At 43.5% G+C, this 19,326-nt stretch carries 14 protein-coding genes, 1 tRNA gene and 2 pseudogenes; 6 read left to right on the plus strand and 11 right to left on the minus strand.

The annotated features are described in order from the left end of the window. Positions 1-38: 38 nt before the first annotated feature. From FGM00_RS14935 to FGM00_RS20155, 4 genes and pseudogenes are all read right to left on the minus strand, one after another. Positions 39-311, minus strand: coding sequence for a YcxB family protein (locus tag FGM00_RS14935; RefSeq protein ID WP_138853680.1), 273 nt, complete (start codon positions 309-311; stop codon positions 39-41). A gap of 478 nt (positions 312-789) precedes the next feature. Beyond that, the gene (locus FGM00_RS14940) at positions 790-1,536 is read right to left on the minus strand and encodes a lipocalin-like domain-containing protein (RefSeq protein WP_138853681.1); all 747 of its coding nucleotides are present in this window, start codon (positions 1,534-1,536) and stop codon (positions 790-792) included. A 37-nt stretch (positions 1,537-1,573) separates the two neighbouring features. Beyond that, positions 1,574-1,750 (minus strand): annotated as a pseudogene (locus FGM00_RS20150) (helix-turn-helix domain-containing protein); the annotation flags it as partial. Positions 1,751-1,855: 105 nt separating this feature from the next. Continuing rightward, positions 1,856-1,993, minus strand: coding sequence for a recombinase family protein (locus FGM00_RS20155; RefSeq protein ID WP_138853682.1), 138 nt, complete (start codon positions 1,991-1,993; stop codon positions 1,856-1,858). Between the two features lie 404 nt (positions 1,994-2,397). On the opposite strand from FGM00_RS20155, the gene FGM00_RS14955 reads away from it, so the two are divergent. After that, positions 2,398-3,489, plus strand: coding sequence for a Fic family protein (locus tag FGM00_RS14955; protein WP_138853683.1), 1,092 nt, complete (start codon positions 2,398-2,400; stop codon positions 3,487-3,489). A 145-nt stretch (positions 3,490-3,634) separates the two neighbouring features. Here FGM00_RS14955 and FGM00_RS14960 read toward each other — a convergent pair. The 4 genes from FGM00_RS14960 to dnaE form a co-directional block, all read right to left on the minus strand. Continuing rightward, positions 3,635-3,708 (minus strand) — tRNA-Asp (locus FGM00_RS14960). Positions 3,709-3,849: 141 nt separating this feature from the next. Beyond that, positions 3,850-4,779, minus strand: coding sequence for a DUF58 domain-containing protein (locus tag FGM00_RS14965; RefSeq protein WP_138853684.1), 930 nt, complete (start codon positions 4,777-4,779; stop codon positions 3,850-3,852). A gap of 125 nt (positions 4,780-4,904) precedes the next feature. Then, positions 4,905-5,222 (minus strand): thioredoxin, encoded by a 318-nt coding sequence (trxA, locus tag FGM00_RS14970; RefSeq protein ID WP_138853685.1) that lies wholly within the window; start codon positions 5,220-5,222, stop codon positions 4,905-4,907. Positions 5,223-5,537: 315 nt separating this feature from the next. Continuing rightward, a complete protein-coding gene (dnaE, locus tag FGM00_RS14975; protein ID WP_138853686.1) occupies positions 5,538-9,923 on the minus strand; it encodes a DNA polymerase III subunit alpha in 4,386 nt (1,461 codons plus the stop codon). Between the two features lie 269 nt (positions 9,924-10,192). Between dnaE and FGM00_RS14980 the strand changes: the two genes are divergently transcribed. From FGM00_RS14980 to rimM, 3 genes and pseudogenes are all read left to right on the plus strand, one after another. Then, complete coding sequence (locus FGM00_RS14980) at positions 10,193-11,617, plus strand: sulfatase family protein (protein ID WP_138853687.1); 1,425 nt, start codon at positions 10,193-10,195, stop codon at positions 11,615-11,617. Positions 11,618-11,904: 287 nt separating this feature from the next. After that, a pseudogene (locus tag FGM00_RS14985) lies at positions 11,905-12,459 on the plus strand (30S ribosomal protein S16); the annotation flags it as partial. A gap of 234 nt (positions 12,460-12,693) precedes the next feature. Beyond that, positions 12,694-13,221 carry a ribosome maturation factor RimM gene (gene rimM, locus FGM00_RS14990; protein ID WP_138853689.1) on the plus strand — a complete coding sequence of 176 codons (528 nt, stop codon included), beginning with the start codon at positions 12,694-12,696 and terminating at the stop codon, positions 13,219-13,221. Between the two features lie 79 nt (positions 13,222-13,300). On the opposite strand, the gene FGM00_RS14995 is transcribed toward rimM, so the two are convergent. Continuing rightward, positions 13,301-15,244, minus strand: coding sequence for an autotransporter outer membrane beta-barrel domain-containing protein (locus tag FGM00_RS14995; RefSeq protein WP_236262803.1), 1,944 nt, complete (start codon positions 15,242-15,244; stop codon positions 13,301-13,303). A gap of 166 nt (positions 15,245-15,410) precedes the next feature. Here FGM00_RS14995 and FGM00_RS15000 point away from each other — a divergent pair, with 166 nt between their 5' ends. Together FGM00_RS15000 and FGM00_RS15005 are read left to right on the plus strand one after the other, a co-directional pair. After that, the gene (locus FGM00_RS15000) at positions 15,411-16,124 is read left to right on the plus strand and encodes a tRNA1(Val) (adenine(37)-N6)-methyltransferase (protein WP_138853691.1); all 714 of its coding nucleotides are present in this window, start codon (positions 15,411-15,413) and stop codon (positions 16,122-16,124) included. A gap of 58 nt (positions 16,125-16,182) precedes the next feature. Then, positions 16,183-17,361: an acyl-CoA dehydrogenase family protein gene (locus FGM00_RS15005; protein WP_138853692.1), complete on the plus strand. Its 1,179-nt coding sequence runs from the start codon at positions 16,183-16,185 to the stop codon at positions 17,359-17,361. A gap of 3 nt (positions 17,362-17,364) precedes the next feature. On the opposite strand, the gene FGM00_RS15010 is transcribed toward FGM00_RS15005, so the two are convergent. Next, positions 17,365-17,754, minus strand: coding sequence for a hypothetical protein (locus tag FGM00_RS15010; protein ID WP_138853693.1), 390 nt, complete (start codon positions 17,752-17,754; stop codon positions 17,365-17,367). A gap of 796 nt (positions 17,755-18,550) precedes the next feature. Continuing rightward, a complete protein-coding gene (locus tag FGM00_RS15015) occupies positions 18,551-19,252 on the minus strand; it encodes a carboxypeptidase-like regulatory domain-containing protein (protein ID WP_138853694.1) in 702 nt (233 codons plus the stop codon). Positions 19,253-19,326 lie beyond the last annotated feature (74 nt).

Genomic DNA, 19,326 nt, shown 5'->3' on the forward strand with positions numbered 1-19,326 from the left:
TGGACATTTTTATAAATATCCTTTAGGAAAACAATCGTTTATTTGAATTTTGTTGAAACAAGTCTTTTTAGGTTATTGAATTCCAGCGGACTCATGGATTTCGCAGGAATAATAAAATTTTCAGTTCCAAGTAACCATATATGCGAGTCAAATATCTTCACTCTTTTAAAATTGGACCATTTTTCAATCGTCTCTTCATTATCTTGAATGATTGAAAAATATTCATCGGTAACCACTATTTTGTGGCTTTCATACTTTTCTTGAGAGTCAAGGTATTCTTTTATTTGACGCCTCCATTTTCTAACAGCCATAGCTCGATCCACGTAAACGAATAGGAAGATTGCAATAATTACTAATGAAAAAGCAAAGAAGTCATAATTATTCTTGACAACGGAATAAATACAAAGTCCCAACAACACAAAACCAGCTATTAATAGATTTCTAAAGGATGATTTTGTTCACTCATCTTTAACATAGTTACCGCGTCCGTTGATGAAATAAAGCTCTTCGAAATCTTTCCTCTTAAAAGTAAGTGCTATTTCCAATTTTGATTATCCTTTATTTAGATTTTAATCAACTAAAAAAATAAATCATTTGAAGGCTAATTCCTAAACTCTTTAGAGCAATCAAAACAAAAGAAACCTCTTTTTTTAAACAATAAAGGGAAGCCTAACAACAAGACCGAAATAGCCCAGTCCTTTCTTGAAAAATAGGGATTCGAAATCTCATTCCCATTACAATATGGACATCTAAATTGACTCATAAAAAAAATAATCGTTTATTTGAACTTTAATCATCAATTTTACTAAAACCTTCTTCTAAAACAATATCTCCAGATCTTGTTCTTAGAATAAGAGTTTTAGCATTTATGTATATAATTTCACTATCAAATGCTGCTTCATTTGTATCCTCATAGGAAACCATGATTTTCTTGCCCTCTAGTTTATAAAGAAAATGTGTATTAAGTTCCTCTTGGCAGTCTAAAAAGGCAAATTGGATGTACCTCTTGTTAGTTGTAAATTCGATGTAATCTGGTTTGAAGTCTGGGCAACCATCACCTGAATGTATAACCTTGACAATAGATCTATTAACTGTTCTAGTTATATATTTCCATTTACCTAACAACAGCTGATATAATCCAATTTCATTTTCTGGTAAAGGTGGTATATCTTTAAATAACCTAATTTGACCGACTTCTATATTTCCACCTCTACCAATATATAATGGATTAGGTGACTTTTCCCTTTTTGCAGATACTTCTAAATAGAGTTTATCTCTATAGCTCCTAAGTTCTTTTATAGTATAACCTTTGCTCTGACTTGTTTTACCATCAAATTTATCATGATGCACCAGGCATAACCAGGCAAGATTATTTAAACTACTATTCGTTCTATCACCATCAATATGTGCTATTTGGCCATATTTCTCTCTAAAATCATTGTCAATACCATAACAAAGACAACATTTTCTAGAACTTGACGTAAGTAATATTGTTTCAGTTTCCGCTTTAGTTATCGCCCTTTTTCCTTTTGCCATTGTTTATATTATGACTCCTTAATATATATTCCTACATTTAAACTTCTTGTTTATAGGGCCTCAACTTCCCAGCTGGATCTCTAATCCGTAAGTATTTGTAGTAGGTTGCCCTAGAAATATCCAATAGCTCGCAAATTTCAGTTACGGTCATTTTCCCTGTTTGAAATACTCCTCGCAAAGTACCGCTTTTTGTTGATTTTTCTTGCTCAATCTCTTTGGGGCGACCAAGATTTTGACACGACGTCTAGCGGATTACAAACCAGCCTTGGTGCGTTCGGTTATACGATCGCGTTCAAGTTGGGCATGCGCAGCGAACATATTAACTAAAATTTGGGATGCGCTGATTTTTGGTAGAATCTATGAAGGGTTCGGTAATACTCTTAAATTTCACACCTTTTTCTTCCAGTTCGTTCATTAACTTGATGAAATGTATCAAACTTCGCGCAAGGCGGTCCAATTTCTAGACTACGATGGTATCTCCCTCTCGAACATACTGCCATAGTTTTTGGAGATTTTTGCGTTCTTATACTGCTCTTGAAACTTTATCGGTGTATATGTTTTCTGATCGATTCCTTCTTTTAAAAGCGCGTCGATCTGTAGATTCAACGACTAATCTGCATTACTTAGTCTCGCATACCCAAAAACCATGTTCAAAGTTTGAAATTTAGACTATTTAATTAGTACGGGGAAATGAACTTTTTAGAAGTAATGAACATTGGAACCTGGAATAGTTTAGATAAACGACCGTTTAATTATCATCTAGCTATTAAATGCTAAGCAGATACAAATTGAGCCAAATAATCATTTTATTCAACTCATTTTTTTATTATTTTTGAGCCGAATATTATTCCTAATCGGCTCATGAAATACAATTGGCAACAGAAGGACTGGCCTAATTTTCAATACAAGACAGATGTTATTGAAGATTTACTGTATGATTTCGCGCAGCGAACTGGTCGTATCAGTGGAGTTTTAGAGGGTTTTTCAGAATCGGAGCAGACAGATGCTATGATAAACCTGATGGTTTCCGAGGCTATCAAAACCTCGGAGATTGAAGGCGAATATCTGAGCCGTAAAGACGTTATGTCCTCCATCAGAAGAAATTTAGGGTTAAATCCTGAACTCCCCATATCGAAAGATAAAAGAGTGGAAGGGATAACAGACTTAATGCTAGCCATCCGCAAACATTTTAAAGCTCCGCTCACTGAAAAGATACTATTTGGTTGGCATACCATGCTCATGAAAGGCAGTAAAGGAATCCAAGTTGGTCAGTGGCGTTCGCATGAAGAACCCATGCAAATAGTATCTGGAGCAATTGGCAGAGAAGTAGTTCATTTTGAAGCTCCACCTTCAAATACCGTTTCTTCTGAAATGAGCAGGTTTATAACATGGTTCAATGAATCTCAAAATAGTATCAAAAAACCTATTATAAGGTCAGCTATCGCCCATCTGTATTTTGAAACCATACACCCTTTTGAAGATGGCAATGGCAGAATAGGTAGGGCTGTAGCTGAGAAGGCACTTTCTCAAAGTACTGGTCGTCCAGTTTTGTTCAGTCTTTCCAAATCCATCGAAAGCAATAAGACCAATTATTACGATGCTTTGAAAGCAGCTCAGCGTTCCAATGAAATCACCGATTGGATAAATTACTTTGTCAAAACGGTGTTGGATGCTCAAATCGATGCTGAGCAAGAAATCGAGTTTGCTTTAATGAAAACCAAGTTCTTTGACCAAAACAAAGATGAACTCAACGAGCGTCAACAAAAAGTTGTTCGCAGAATGCTGGAAGAAGAGCACCAAGGTTTTGAAGGGGGGATGAACGCTCGTAAATATGTATCACTTGCAAAGACTTCGAAAGCAACCGCTACAAGGGATTTGCAAGATTTGGTGGCTAAGGGAATTTTTAAGCCTATAGGTGGTGGTCGCAGTACTAGGTATGAAATCAAAATTTGACAACTAAAAAAGCTGCCAATTACTTGAGGGCTTTTTAGCGGTCCGGACGGGACTCCCTCCTACGGCGGGTAAACTTCTCGTCCCTCCAATTTTTTCTCTTAAACAAACTCCATAAAAAAGCCCCAACAAATGTTGAGGCTTATTGCGGTCTGGACGGGACTCGAACCCGCGACCCCCTGCGTGACAGGCAGGTATTCTAACCAACTGAACTACCAGACCAATAATCTTATCCGCCTTTGGCGAACTTCCGCAACAGCGGAATTCAAATCTTGTTCAAATGCCCACCTCTCGGTAAGCGACTGCAAATATACATTGCTATTTCTATTGCACAAACAATTTTCTTTAAAAAAGAAGCGGCACCTAGAGAAATTTCTGGCGCTCGGTCATGTAGGTGTTGAAAATGGTCGAGAAATCGCCTTTAACGTCCACCTCGACGTATTTGATGCGGTACTGGGCACATTTCATTTTTAAGGCTTGAAAATAGGCGCCGACCGATTTTTCATAGGCCTCCTTGATGTTGTCGGAATATAAATCGATATGCTCGCCGGTCTCTACATCAATATAACGCTTTGGGGTATTTTCAAAATTGAAACGCGACTCCTTATCCTTATCCAACAAATGAAAGAGAATGACCTCGTGCTTGTTGTACTTCAAATGCCGCAGCGCATCGAAAAGCTTTTCATCATCGGTAGCGGTCTGAAACATATCGGTAAACAGAAAAATAAGGCTCCTTCGCTTTATCTTTTCTGCGATCAAATGCAAATAGGTGTAGGTTTCGGTGGCTTTTGCCGGCTTGGCCTGCATACTGATTTCGGAAAGCTTGGCCAATAGCATTTGGTGATGACGTTCGCTGCCCTTTTCAGGTGTATACAAATGATATTCATCTGAATACACGCTGAGTCCGACCGCATCGCGCTGTCGCTTTAGAATATTCATCAAGGCCGCGATGGCCAAAACTCCGAATCCGATTTTGTTAAGATTCCCGATACCCAACTGCTTTACTTCGGGATAATACATCGATGCCGAACTGTCCAGAATCATATGACATCTGAGATTGGTCTCCTCTTCGTAGCGCTTGGTATACAGCTTATCCGTTTTGGCGAAGAGCTTCCAATCGATGTGCTTGGTACTCTCGCCATTATTATAGATTTTATGCTCCGCGAATTCAGCGGAAAAGCCGTGAAACGGACTCTTATGAATACCACTGATGAATCCTTCGACTACCTGATTCGCCGTAAGTTCAAGATTCTGGAATAGGGATGTCTTGTTTAATTCGGATTGGAGATTCATAACGCTAAGATAGAAAAAGCCCCCTAACCCCCGAAGGGGGAATAATTTAATTATTACGCAAAAAAAATCCTGCTTAGGGCAGGATTTTCAGTCTTATACTACCCCCTTTGGGGGTTAGGCGACCTTTACAATACCGCGTCAATAGCGTCGGTATATACTTTCTTAGGTGACACGCCCACTTGTCTGCTCACGATTTCACCGTCTTTAAAGACCAATACCGTTGGTATGTTTCGAACGCCGTATTTAGCCGCAAATTCTTGGTTCGCGTCTACATCGACCTTACCAACGACCGCTTTACCTTCATATTCAGTACTTACTTCATCGATAACCGGGCCGACCATTCTACAGGGTCCGCACCAAGCTGCCCAAAAATCAACGACTACTGGTTTATCACTTTTTAGTACTACTTCGTCAAAAGTAGCATCTGTTATTTCTAATGCCATTTTGTTTAATTTTTATAATTACACAAAGTTAGTCAAATATTCCGCTGTTTCCTTACCCTCTCCGTATTCCTTTTGACTATGCCGTCATCAGGGGAATTTATTGAAAGTAAGGCCGCTAAACTCAAATGCTTCGGCCTATGGAAATCATCACCTCGCAAGCAAAACCCCAATCGTGAATAGCACAAACGGATGGCCGATTCAAAGTCACTTTATTTATTTCCTTTAATTTTTGCTGAATGAACTTCGTACAACCATCCTTTTTCCGAATTTCCATCGCACGTATGGTCGCTAATTGGATTCAAAAAAGTATAATTACTAGTTCAATTTGTAATGCACCTGGTTTTCTTCCAACTGCTGCAACAATTCACTCGAGATCCGTACTTTCTGCTTTCTAGCCACCAAATTCACTTTTATTTTTTCTTCCATCTCGTACACCACGAAATTCAAGGTATGGTCGCCCTTATGCGATACCAAAGTATCTTTCAATTGATGTACGTTCTCTTCCTGTAACTCGTTGATGTTTAATTTGATGGTCAGCTTCTTGGCATAGGCTTCCATCACTTCCTGCAAGAGTATAAAACTATTGAACTGCATTCTGGGGTCGCCTTTTTTGCCGGTGTCGCGGTTTACCCAGCCATCACGCACATACATTTTTACGTAGGCAAATGAATTGATCATCAAAAAGTGACGGAACTTTAAATATTCTTCCCCGAAAATGCGAAACTCGTGCGAATCGGTATAATCCTCCATGGTGAATAGCGCCCAGCCCTTTCCGTTTTTGGAAATCCGATGCTGTACGTCGGTAATGACCCCGGCAAACGATAGCTCTCGGTTTACGTAGTTTTCCAATTCATTGGCACAGGTTACACTGGCATTACAAAAGGCATTGATTTCTGTCTTAAAATCGTCTAACGGATGTCCGGAAATGTAGATACCGACCACTTCTTTTTCCCTACGAAGCTTTTCCATAGTGCCCCACTCCTCACAGGGAGGTACTTCTGGTTCCGGAATCTGGGCCTCGCTGATGCCCCCGAACATATCCATCTGGCTGGAGTTCTTATTTTCCTGATATTTCGCGGCGGACTTGATCACTTTTTCCAAAAAGGTGATGCCATCCCCCTCGGTATGGAAATATTGTGCGCGATGTGTCGTACCGAAAGAATCGAATCCGCCGGCTACGGCCAAATTCTCAAAGGCCTTTTTATTCGCTGCCCGAAGGTCGATACGTTTGGCCAAATCAAAAACGGAGGTATAATTGCCGTCTTTCTTACGATGCTCCACAATGGTCTCGACCGCCGAACGCCCGACCCCTTTGATGGCCCCCATCCCAAAACGGACGGCCCCTCTTTTGTTTACGGCAAATTTGTAGTACGATTCATTCACATCGGGTCCCAGCACTTCCAATCCCATACGCTTGCATTCCTCCATAAAGAAGGTCACCTGTTTGATATCGTTCATATTATTACTCAATACCGCGGCCATGTATTCGGCAGGGTAATGCGCTTTTAGATAGGCGGTCTGATAGGCGATATACGCATAACAGGTCGAATGGCTCTTGTTAAAGGCATAGGCGGCAAAGGCTTCCCAATCTTTCCATATTTTTTCGAGGGTCTCCTTCGGATGGCCGTTGGCTTCGCCCCCTTCCAAGAATTTGGGTTTCATTTTCTGGAGTACCGCGAAAATCTTTTTCCCCATCGCCTTTCGCAAAACATCGGCCTCGCCTTTCGAGAAACCGGCCAATTTCTGGGACAGCAGCATCACCTGCTCCTGATAAACGGTGATACCATAGGTTTCCTTCAAGTACTCTTCCATATCGGGCAGGTCGTACTTGATTTCGGCCATTCCGTTCTTCCGTTGAATGAAATCGGGAATGTACTCCATCGGTCCCGGACGGTACAACGCATTCATGGCGATCAGGTCATCAAAAACGGAAGGTTTCAAGTCCTTCATGTGTTTTTGCATTCCCGGCGATTCGTATTGGAATATCCCTACCGTATCCCCTCTTTGGAAAAGTGCGTAGGTCTTTTCATCGTCCAACGGAAAATCGTCCGGCACCAATTCGATGCCGTGTTTGGCCTTTACGATCTTGACCGTATCCTTGATCAGGGTCAGGGTTTTCAATCCCAGGAAATCCATTTTTAACAGTCCTGCGCTCTCAACAACGGAGTTATCGAATTGAGTGACGTACAGATCGGAATCCTTGGCCGTCGCGACGGGTACGAAATTGGTAATATCGTCGGGCGTAATGATTACCCCACAGGCATGAATTCCCGTATTTCGCACCGAACCTTCCAACGTACGTGCCATTTTTACGGTCTGACCTTCCAAATCGTCGCCATCATGGATGTTGAGCAGTTGGTGGACTTTCTCCAAATCCTCGGCCCTGAATTTCTTTTTCAAATCGGCATCCGACTGCCCGAAAATCTTGCCTAGTTTAGACATGGTCGGAATCAACTTCGCGATCCTATCGGCATCGCCCAAGGGCAGATCGAGCACCCGCGCCGTATCGCGAATCGATGACTTCGCCGCCATGGTACCATAGGTGATGATCTGTGCGACTTGGTTAGCGCCATACTTCTTGATGACGTAATCCATCACCCGACCCCTGCCTTCATCATCAAAATCGATATCGATATCGGGCATCGATACCCGCTCCGGATTCAAAAACCGCTCAAAAAGCAGATTGTACTTTAGGGGATCGATATTGGTGATCCACAAACAATAGGCAACTACCGAGCCGGCCGCTGAACCACGCCCCGGCCCTACCGAAACATCCATATTCCTGGCCTCGCGGATAAAATCCTCCGTAATCAAAAAATAACCGGGATAGCCTGAATTCTTGATGGTATCCAGTTCAAAATCGATACGTTCCGCTATTTCCGGCGTAATCTCTTCGTATCGCTTTTTAGCACCTTCATAGGTGATGTGTCGCAAATAGGCGTTTTCGCCCCGATTACCTCCATCTACAGCATCTTCCGCCACCTTGAATTCCTCGGGAATATCGAATTTGGGCAGTAATACATCGCGGGCGAGATCATAAGGCTCCACTTTATCGATGACCTCCTGAATGTTTAAAATAGATTCCGGAAGGTCTTCGAACATACGCTTCATCTCGTCCTGAGACTTAAAGTAGTACTCTTGGTTCGGCAGTCCGTAGCGGTAACCACGGCCCCGCCCGATCGGCGTGGCCTGCTTTTCACCATCTTTTACGCACAAGAGAATATCGTGGGCATCGGCGTCTTCCTTCGCGCAGTAGTAGGTGTTGTTCGTCGCCACCAGTTTGACCTCGTGTTTTTGGGCCATCGGAACCAAGACCTTGTTGACCCGATCTTCATCTTCCTGCCCATGACGCATAATTTCGACATACAGGTCCTCCCCGAATTGTTCTTTCCACCATAGTAACGCGTCTTCTGCTTGATTTTCACCAACGTTGAGGATTTTTCCCGGTACCTCCCCATACAGGTTTCCGGTCAACACGATAATATCCTCTTTGTACTGCGCTATTATATTTCGGTCGATTCGGGGTACGTAGTAAAATCCGTCGGTATAGGCAATGGACGACATTTTCGCCAGATTGTGATAGCCTTTTTTATTCTTGGCCAAAAGCACGATTTGGTAACCGTAGTCCTTTACACTTTTATTCGTATGGTCATCGCAGACGAAAAATTCGCAGCCGATGATGGGTTTGATTTCGTTTTCGGTCGGCTGCTCGCCATTTTCGACAGCCGCGGCATTTCGTTCTTTGACGGCAGTATTGTGGGCTTTGATTTCTTTGACAAAATGAAAGGCGCCCATCATATTGGCATGGTCGGTAATCGCGACCGCCGGCATGTTGGCCTCTGCGGTAACTTTTACCAAATCCCTTACCGAAATGGTAGACTGCAGTACCGAAAACTGTGAATGGTTGTGCAGATGGGCAAAAGAGGCTTCCTCTAGCGTTTGAATGTTCTTCTCGATCTCGGCTTCCGATACCCCATCCGTATCTTTTTCCCAGAGGGCATCGGCAATTTTCTTCGATGCTTTTTTAAGATTGATGTGCTTAAGGCCGATAAGTTGAATCGGTTGCGGATTCGCCTCTAAAAAATCTTCGAAGTAACCGGGTTGAACGTCCAACTTTTCAAGGGGATAATGCTTTCTTCGAACGAGCTCCAAGAAACATCTGGTCGTAGCCTCTACATCGGCGGTGGCATTGTGCGCCTCCCCAAAAGGCTCCCCGAATAAATGCTGGTGCAACTCCGTTAAGGTGGGAAGTTTGAATTTTCCGCCACGCCCCCCTGGAATTTGACAAAGGGTCGCCGTCTCCTCGGTACAGGTATCCAAAACCGGTAGTTCCTGCAAAGGGTTGGCCACCTTTAGCCTGTGGAACTCCGCACCCATAATATTCAGATCAAAGCCGACATTTTGCCCGACAATGAATTTCGTTTTCGACATGGCCGTATTGAACTTCTCCAAGACCTCTGCCAAGGGCACCCCCTTTTGCTCGGCCAGCTCGGTAGAGATACCGTGAATCTGCTCCGCATCATATGGAATATTGAAGCCATCTGGCCGCACCAAATAATCTTGATGCTCGATAACCTGACCCATCGCATCATGCAACTGCCAGGCGATTTGAATACAACGAGGCCAGTTGTCGGTGTCGGTGATAGGCGCATCCCATCTTTTAGGAAGGCCAGTGGTTTCGGTATCGAAAATGAGGTACATTATATATGTTTTTTATTCCATAGCGGAAGGAATGTGTTGAAACTGGCTTACCGTCAAAACAAAACGGCATTCCTTGTAGTAATTCTACCCTTGGGCATAAGAATACAGGATTCGTTTTATGGAATTTTTGATGGTAAAAAGTAACGATAAAAATACAATAATAGGGCAGTTTCAAAAAAGGGAGTTGTTAGGAGTTATCAACTTGCGGAATTTCGTTCTAAGCGAATCATGAACATTGGCTATATTTAGGGAAACACAACAACGAACCGATGAAAATCCTTAACAAACTTGCCGCGACACTATGTATTCCTTTTGTTATAGGGTGTGTAGAAAAGCAGCAGGACACTCACCAAAATGAGGGAAAAAACAAATTGAATTTCATTATCATCTTTGCCGATGACCTAGGCTATGGGGACTTGAGCTCTTACGGCAATCCGACCATTCATACGCCCCATCTGGACCGTATGGCCCACGAAGGTCAAAAATGGACCAACTTTTATGCAGGCGCCAGTGTTTGCACGCCCAGTAGGGCAGCCTTGCTCACGGGAAGACTTCCGGCACGAAGCGGTATGGCGAGCAACGAACGTCGCGTGCTCTTTCCTGATTCCAAAAACGGATTACCGACTTCCGAAATCACCTTGGCCGAGCAATTGAAAACAGTCGGTTACAAAACCGCGGCTATCGGAAAATGGCATCTCGGACATAAAGAACCCTACCTGCCCACCAACCATGGATTCGATTATTACTTTGGTATCCCTTATTCCAATGATATGGATAAGATAGACGGATTATTGCCGTATTGGGACTATTGTCATCAACCCAATGATTCCATAAAACCGGAACATTTTAATGTCCCCCTCTTGCGCAATACCGAAATTATCGAGTGGCCAGCGGATCAGCATTCCATCACCAAGCGCTATTCCGAGGAGGCTGTTTCCTTTATCAAAAAAAATAAAGACAAACCCTTTTTTGTGTATTTGGCGCACAATCTACCTCACGTACCTTTATTCGTTTCCGAAGAAGCCGCCGGTAAAAGCAAGCGCGGCCTATATGGCGATGTGGTCGAAGAAATCGATGACGGAGTAGGAAAAATATTGGCTACCTTGAAAGATGAGGGGCTAGATGAGCGCACTATTGTCGTCTTCACCTCTGACAATGGTCCTTGGTTACCCTTTAAAAATAACGGGGGCAGCGCCGGACCACTAAGAGCAGGAAAGGGCACTACTTGGGAAGGGGGCATGCGCGAACCGGGAATTTTTTGGGGACCGGGAAACATTGAACCAGGACTGGTCTCTGAAATCGGCTCTACTATGGATTTGTTCACCACCTTCAGCAAAATCGCCGGCGCCAAAATTCCCGATGATCGCATTATAGATGGTATTGATTTGAGCGAAACCCTCTTGCATCTCGCCCCGAGCCCGAGAAACAGCATACTCTATTATCGGGGTACGGAATTGTATGCAGCGCGACTCGGTGATTTCAAAGCCCACTTTATTACAGAGGGTGCCTATGGGGAATTGGGAGCGCGGGCAGCACATCAAACGCCCATGCTGTATAATCTAAGTCACGATGTTGGGGAAAAATACGATATCGCCTCAAAGCATCCCGAAATTTTGCAACAGATTCAAGAACTGATTTCAGAACATAAAGCCAATCTGGTCGTCGGTGAGGATCAATTGGTTGAGAGGGAATGAAAGGCGTCATCCCATAAAGATTCACAAGTAACCGTATTCACAGGAGTTTTATGTCGATTCAAAACATGCGCTCCAAGGTTATAAAGTTTCTTAGGAATAAATACTGTTTTCATTTTTAATTTTCTTGGTTGCTACTTCAAATAGAAGTATTATATTTGCATCCGCTTTGAGAAACCCATTTTAAATGGAGTTTCGTTTGAGCGAACAGATTCCGGTCTTCGCTGGAATGGAAATAAAAGTAAAATGTATTAATAACCAGGGTCGGGCACCCTACAAATTAATGTGATATGCCAGTTAAGATTAGATTACAAAGACACGGAAAAAAAGGAAAGCCATTTTATTGGATCGTTGCTGCCGATAGCCGTGCAAAGAGAGATGGTAAATATTTGGAGAAATTAGGAACCTACAATCCGAATACCAATCCTGCTACAATCGATTTGAATTTAGACCATTCCGTTCAGTGGTTACAGAACGGGGCACAACCGACCGATACGGCCCGAGCGATCTTGTCGTATAAAGGTGTGATGATGAAACATCATTTGTTGGGTGGATTGCGAAAAGGTGCCTTGACCGAAGAGCAAGTTGAAGAGAAATTCAACGCTTGGATGGAGCAGAAAGCAGGCCTGGTAGCTGCTAAAGTAGGTGGATTGGATAAGAAGAAAGCCGAGGCGAAAGCCGCTGCCTTGAAAGCAGAGAAAGAAGTAAACGAAAAACGTGCATTGGCCGCCGCTGAAGCGGAATTACCGGAAACCCCGGAAGCAGTAGATGCTGAAGAAGAGGTTGAGGCATTAGACGATGCCCCGAAACCAGAAGCGGATATTCCACAAAGCGAAAATACCGAAGGCAGTGCGGCAGCTGAGCCAGAAACGGAAGCAGTCGTTGAAACTCCTGAAGTCCCACAACCCGATGCCGACAATGCGGACCATACTCCTGTTGCTCCCGTAGTGGAAGAGGAAGTAGTGGAAGCGAATGACGATATGAAGAAAGCACCTAGCGTAGAAGAGGTGATGGAAAACAGCGATGAGGAAGTAAAACCTGCCCCGTCGGCCGAGGAAGAATAAAACACAAAGGAAGCGATGCGAAAGGAAGACTGTTTCTACCTAGGCAAGATCGTTTCTAAATATAGCTTTAAAGGTGAGGTGTTAGCAAAATTAGATGCCGACGAACCCGAGCTTTACGAAAATATGGAATCAGTATTTGTCTCAATGCGCGGCAATCTGATTCCATTTTTTATTGACAACTGTCGGTTGCACAAATCCAGTTTATTGCGTATCGATTTCGAGGAGGTGAAATCAGAGGCCGAGGCCGACACGATTATGGGTTCCGAATTATACCTGCCAGTTTCCTTCCTGCCCGAATTAAAAGGTAACAAATTCTACTTTCACGAGATTATCGGCTTTGCTATGAACGATGCCATTCACGGGGATATTGGCACGATAACCGGCGTGAACGACACCACTTCCCAAGCCCTTTTCGAAGTACAAAAGGGCGAGAAGCAATTGCTCATTCCTATTACGGATGAAATCATCACCGAAGTAAATCGGGAGAAGAAGACCATTTTTGTCAGTACTCCGGACGGACTCGTAGATTTATACCTATCCTGACTTCAGACCTATAGCAAACAGGCCATTGCACCTTTCGGTACAATGGCCTGTTCGATTTTTATTATGTTATTATAGGATATTAACCTGTAATATTGAATTGCCCTGTCATTGACGAATGGAATTGACAGTTGTAGAATAAGGTATCCGGGGCATTCATAGGCACGGTAAAACTAACCGTTCCCGTTTGCTCGCCGTTATTGGTTACCCCGTCATTATAGGCATTGGCATTCGTATTTCCTTGCGTGGTCTTGATAAAGAAAGGATGTCCTGAGGCATTCACCGTAAATGTATAGGTTTTTCCCCTTTCCAAGGAGATATTAGGATTACTCGCTGCGGATAGTCCACCACCATCAAAAACATATGCACTAGTTCCTGTATTGGTTACGTCGAAGTTGACTGCATCTTCATCGTCATCCTCCTCATCATCATCGGCATTGGCGCCCACATCACCTTGCGCGATTAAAGTGGCCAGCTCATCAATGCTCAAATGTACGTTGATATAACCGTCTATGGCGACCATTCCTGCGTAATCGATTGCGTCTCCTGTATTGGCCAGTCCGTCCAAGCCGTTGAGCGCGGTAACGTTAGTCTGTAAAGACCCTGAGCCACCGTCAACACTTCCCAAGGAGACTATGATAGCCCCTGGAGCATTTGCAACGTTACCCATATGAATATGGGCAGGGTGGTCGTCTCCATCAGTGGTACCCTCCAAATCGATGGTCACCAAGGTTTCGCCGTTTACACGTTCCGCGAAATTGACGATTCCGAAAATCGATGCATTGGAAACCGACGCAAGTTCATACTCCTTGCTTTCCCCGGTCAACTCGTTTTGACCAATGTCGCCTTGTGCAACTAGAGTTCCTAATTCATCTGCACTTAAATGTATGTTGATGTAGCCGTCATATGCCAACACATCATCATAACCAAAGGCCGTATCATCATCAAGTGAAGCCAAGTTACTCGCACTAATACCTGTAGCGCCATTCACCGGATTGAAGGTAAAAGCGATGTCCCCACCTTCGGCGGCGGTATTCCTGTGTATGTGTCCGGGATGCATCCCGTCTTCCGGTGTATTGCTTAATTCGATAACCACTAAGGCTTCACCATTCACACGTTTTGTAAATGTCGCTGTACCTTCGATATCCTCGACTGCAACACTCCCCAAAGCATACGTTTTAGAATCAGTGGTCAATTCATTTTGACCGATATCCCCTTGGGCTACCAAAGTACCCAATTCGTCAGCACTTAAGTGAATATTGATGTAGCCATCATACGTTATGACGTCGTCATAACCAAAGGCAGTATCATCATCCAATCCAGCAACATTGGTCTTGCTGATTCCTGTAGCACCATTGACAGGGTTAAAGGTAAAGGCAATGTCGCCACCTTCAACGGCCGTGTTCATATGGATGTGCCCGGGATGCATTCCGTCTTCCGGGGTATTGCTCAATTCGATAACCGCTAAGGCTTCGCCATTCACCCGTTTAGTGAAGGTAGCTGTACCTTCGATATCTTCTACGTCAACACTGCCCAAGGCATATGTCTTAGATTCGGCGGTCAATTCGTTCTGGCCGATGTCACCTTGAGCCACTAAAGTCCCTAAATCGTCGGCGCTAAGGTGTACATTAATGTATCCATCAAATTCCAAAAGGCCGTCATAGGTAATGGCGGTACCATCATCTAGAGTTGTAATGTTCGTGGAACTTTCCCCCGTATCACCGTTAACAGTGGTCAGGCTGAGCGCGATGTCCCCACCTTCGGCAGCAGTATTGAAATGGATGTGTGCGGGATGCATTCCCCCATTCGGCGTATTATCTAATTTTAGGTTTACGACCGTAGAATCGTTATCATAGGTGATAAAAGTTGCGGTACCTGAAATGTCCGGATCTGCTACAGCTGCCAAGTCGTAGGTTTTGGAAGCTACTTCAGTTGCCATTTCGTCCATATCCGTTGGAGGAGTGGAAACGTCATCATCATTGTTACAACCAACAAATAGTAGCGTACTTGCCAGTATTGTCAGCATTGGAAATCGTTTTAATCTTGCTTTCATAAGTTATATGTTTGTTATCTAGAAAAGATACGTAGAACTCGGAGCAAAGGTTTGCTTTTATCGATAAAATCTTAACGCTATAGAATAAAAGCTACCATTTTTATAATTATTTACTTACAATTTTTTAAAACACCCCTATATGCCCAATCCTTTTGCGTTCAAACAGTTTACAGTACATCAAGACCGTTGTGCCATGAAAATCGGTACAGACGGCGTGTTGCTCGGGGCATGGACTTCAGTTGAAACCAATCCTGATTCGGTGTTGGACATTGGCGCCGGCACTGGTCTTCTCGCTTTGATGATGGCCCAACGCTCTTCCGCAGAAACCATCGAAGCCCTTGAAATTATGGAAGCCGCCTACGAGCAATGTGTGGAAAATTTCGAGAATTCCCCTTGGGCCGACCGTTTATTCTGTTTTCACGCCGGTTTGGATGAGTTCGTAGCGGAGATTGATGAACCTTACGATTTAATTATTTGCAACCCGCCCTTCTATCCCGAATCGATTTCTAGTGGTGATGAAGCCCGCGATATGGCACGCCAAAATCAATTCCTGCCTTTTGACGAACTCCTGCAAGGCGTTTCTCTATTACTAGACAAGCAAGGAACTTTCTCCACCATACTTCCGTTTGCCGAGGAAGATGATTTTTTAAAACTGGCCGCCGGATTTTCACTTTATCCCAAGCGGATAACGAGAGTAAAGGGCAACCCGTCAGCGGCATTCAAAAGGAGCTTGTTGGAATTCCGTTTTGAAAAAAGCATCCCAAAAATCAGTGAACTGGTTATTGAAGTGGGCAGGCATTCGTACACCGAGGAATACATCGCCCTTACCAAAGATTTTTATTTAAATATGTAACATTCGCTCGGTCTATTGTTATATTTTCTTTATTTATCTTTGATAAAAATTTGCGACTATGCGACCCGATTTATTTGAGGCCCCCGATTACTATAAGCTTGACGATTTACTTTCTGAAGAACATAAATTGGTTCGCGATGCCGCCCGGCAATGGGTAAAAAGGGATGTCTCCCCAATTATCGAGGAATATGCCCAAAAGGCGGAATTTCCCAAACAAATCATCAAGGGACTTGCGGAAATCGGTGCCTTCGGACCCTATATTCCAGAGGAATACGGCGGTGCTGGACTGGACCAAATCAGTTACGGCCTAATCATGCAGGAGATCGAGCGGGGCGATAGTGGCGTACGCTCGACGGCATCGGTACAGTCTTCTCTGGTCATGTACCCCATTTACACTTATGGCAACGAAGCGCAACGCCAAAAATACCTTCCGAAATTGGCTTCCGGGGAATGGATGGGCTCTTTCGGATTGACCGAACCCAACCATGGCTCGAACCCTGGGGGAATGGAAACCAAGTTCAAGGATATGGGAGACCATTACCTTTTGAACGGGGCAAAACTATGGATATCGAACTCTCCCTTCTGCGATGTCGCCGTCGTCTGGGCGAAAAACGAGGAAGGCCGTATTCATGGCCTTATCGTAGAACGTGCTATGGAAGGATTTTCCACTCCTGAAACACACAATAAATGGTCGCTACGGGCATCCGCCACGGGAGAATTGATTTTCGACAACGTAAAAGTGCCCAAAGAAAATCTACTGGAAGGCAAATCCGGTTTGGGTGCACCATTGGGTTGCCTGGATTCTGCGCGATACGGAATTTCATGGGGGGCCATCGGTGCTGCCATGGATTGTTATGATACCGCTTTACGGTATGCAAAAGAACGCGTTCAGTTCGGGAAACCGATTGCGGCATTTCAATTGCAACAAAAGAAATTGGCCGAGATGATCACCGAGATTACCAAGGCACAGCTATTGGCCTTACGCTTGGGCCAGCTTAAAAACGAAGGGCGCGCCACAACGGCCCAAATTTCTATGGCAAAACGAAACAATGTGGATATGGCCCTGAATATCGCACGTGAAGCACGTCAAATCTTGGGAGGAATGGGCATTACCGGAGAATACAGTATCATGCGCCACATGATGAATTTGGAAAGCGTTATCACCTATGAGGGTACGCACGATATACACTTGTTGATTACAGGTGCCGATATTACCGGACATCAAGCCTTTAAATAAGGATTATTTTTTGTAGTAAGTGAAGGTTACTTCATCATCCGCAAGCTCCGGATTGTCGACAAAATTAAGTTGAAGCTGCTGGTTATCGACTTGATAACGGTACTGCACACCGTCGGGAAATGTTATTAAATTTCCTGCAACCGTATAGTTGTATTTTCCGTCTTCCATCAGAAAGAAATTATCGTCCGTGCTTGAAACGGTCAATTTGCTTCCTTCAAAAGAAATACGATGGGTACTGAAATCGGTATCGGGTTCAAAAAAGCAGAAACAGGAAACATTCTCCAACACCCAATTTCCTTCCAAATCAACATTAACGACTCCTTCCTCCGGATTGTCGGCCGAGCAAGAAACCGCTAAAATAGCAAGTAGTAGTATGGTGGTTATTTTCCGCATTCACTCAAAGTTAGCCTAAAAACCATTATGTAGTGGAAGGCCTATTTAAAAACAACGTTAAATTTTCATAAGAAGTATATGAAAAACGCCTTTTTTCACCTTAAAAAACAAAAAAACGCCTTTTCGCAACAGAATTTGGAGTGTTCACATCATTTATTTCCCCAAATCGGACTAAGCATGTAAGTTTACAGTGTTATTAAAAAAGAAGTATAATTTTTCATTTTCATATAGTGTTCTCGTAAAAGAGCTTGATCTTCATTGATCAGGCTCTTTTTAGTTTTACCCTTTTGGAACCATTTTACAGAAAAACGGAATCAATTGCTATTTAACTTCAAATTGATGCAGGTTTTTGTTCCTATACGGACGCAGATCGTTGTTTATCCATATGCGCTGCCACAGTTGTAGAAATCGCGTTATTTCTAATTTTCACAAGGCACGCTATAGGACCAAGAGATACCATTTTCAAAAATACCGTTGGATGAGTATCGGTTGCACCACAGAATAATGGCTTCTCACCACACTTTTTAAGAGGCTCACATCATTTATTTCCCCAAGATGGTGTAAGCACCTAAGTTTACAGTGTTATTAAAAAAGAGTAAAATTTTTCATTTTCATATAGTGTTCTCGTAAAAGAGCTTGGTCTTTATTGATCAGGCTCTTTTTAGTTTGTACCTTGTTGGGAAGCAATGTGGAAGCTTGAAATCGCAACCTGACACATCATTTCATTGGTATAGGTAATCCCAACATAGCTCTCGGAATATATTCGGTCTGCCGCCCAACTAATGGCCGTAACATTCTACTCTTTGCTTTTAAATAGGCGCCCTATTTTATCAAAGAGGTTGGGTTTATCAACAATGGCAATCTCGCCCATAATATAATCCTCCATCGTTAAAACTACCTTTAAGTCACTGGTTGCCTTATTGATAGCTATCGTTTTAGACCGATAACCGATATGGAGCACCTCGAGTACCGCGTTTAATTTTAATGAATCCTGTGGAATGGTCAAGCTAAAATTTCCGTCAAAATCGGTTTGGGTTTCAATTCCGGAACCTTGTAATACGATTTTCACTCCGGGCAATGGCCCCTGACTGTCACTGACCTTCCCGGAAATGGTACTATCGTCCGTTGCAATTGGCTTTGTCCCAACATCATCCTGAACGGCGATCCTGCCCATGACGATTGCCGTCGGCGTAGGGGTGCGGTCTTGAGCGATTACCGGCGAAATTCCAGACAGCAAGGCTACCGAAGCCACTAAAATGCCACTGTGTTTTATAGCATTACCTTTTCGCGAACGAAGGGTACGGTTCAGTTGGTCCGGACGAAACCGACCACATAGCTCTGCTCCCGAATCGAGCTTTTGGGAAAGCATCGAGAATGAAGTATTCGAAAAATCAACGACTTCTTTTTTACAACTGTCGCATAGCCTGCCCTTTGCAGTAGCGGTCATATTTTCCCAATTTTCGTGACAAGGTTCCGGAATAGTGATGGTATACTTCATAGTTTGACTGTTTAGACCTCAAAACTAAGAGACTGCCGACACATTAAAAACAAGCAATGAGGGAACCGACCTGT

The sequence above is a fragment of the Aggregatimonas sangjinii genome, assembly GCF_005943945.1.
Classification (GTDB): Bacteria; Bacteroidota; Bacteroidia; order Flavobacteriales; family Flavobacteriaceae; genus Pelagihabitans; species Pelagihabitans sangjinii.

What these genes read in the sequence shown, in the direction of transcription:
- FGM00_RS14980 (WP_138853687.1), top strand. Translation starts at nt 10,193, where the DNA reads ATGAAAATCCTTAACAAACTTGCCGCGACACTATGTATTCCTTTTGTT.
- FGM00_RS15005 (WP_138853692.1), top strand. Translation starts at nt 16,183, where the DNA reads ATGCGACCCGATTTATTTGAGGCCCCCGATTACTATAAGCTTGACGAT.
- FGM00_RS15000 (WP_138853691.1), top strand. Translation starts at nt 15,411, where the DNA reads ATGCCCAATCCTTTTGCGTTCAAACAGTTTACAGTACATCAAGACCGT.
- FGM00_RS14955 (WP_138853683.1), top strand. Translation starts at nt 2,398, where the DNA reads ATGAAATACAATTGGCAACAGAAGGACTGGCCTAATTTTCAATACAAG.
- dnaE (WP_138853686.1), bottom strand. Translation starts at nt 9,923, where the DNA reads ATGTACCTCATTTTCGATACCGAAACCACTGGCCTTCCTAAAAGATGG.
- FGM00_RS14935 (WP_138853680.1), bottom strand. Translation starts at nt 311, where the DNA reads ATGGCTGTTAGAAAATGGAGGCGTCAAATAAAAGAATACCTTGACTCT.
- FGM00_RS14965 (WP_138853684.1), bottom strand. Translation starts at nt 4,779, where the DNA reads ATGAATCTCCAATCCGAATTAAACAAGACATCCCTATTCCAGAATCTT.
- FGM00_RS14995 (WP_236262803.1), bottom strand. Translation starts at nt 15,244, where the DNA reads ATGCTGACAATACTGGCAAGTACGCTACTATTTGTTGGTTGTAACAAT.
- FGM00_RS15010 (WP_138853693.1), bottom strand. Translation starts at nt 17,754, where the DNA reads ATGCGGAAAATAACCACCATACTACTACTTGCTATTTTAGCGGTTTCT.
- FGM00_RS14940 (WP_138853681.1), bottom strand. Translation starts at nt 1,536, where the DNA reads ATGGCAAAAGGAAAAAGGGCGATAACTAAAGCGGAAACTGAAACAATA.
- trxA (WP_138853685.1), bottom strand. Translation starts at nt 5,222, where the DNA reads ATGGCATTAGAAATAACAGATGCTACTTTTGACGAAGTAGTACTAAAA.
- rimM (WP_138853689.1), top strand. Translation starts at nt 12,694, where the DNA reads ATGCGAAAGGAAGACTGTTTCTACCTAGGCAAGATCGTTTCTAAATAT.
- FGM00_RS15015 (WP_138853694.1), bottom strand. Translation starts at nt 19,252, where the DNA reads ATGAAGTATACCATCACTATTCCGGAACCTTGTCACGAAAATTGGGAA.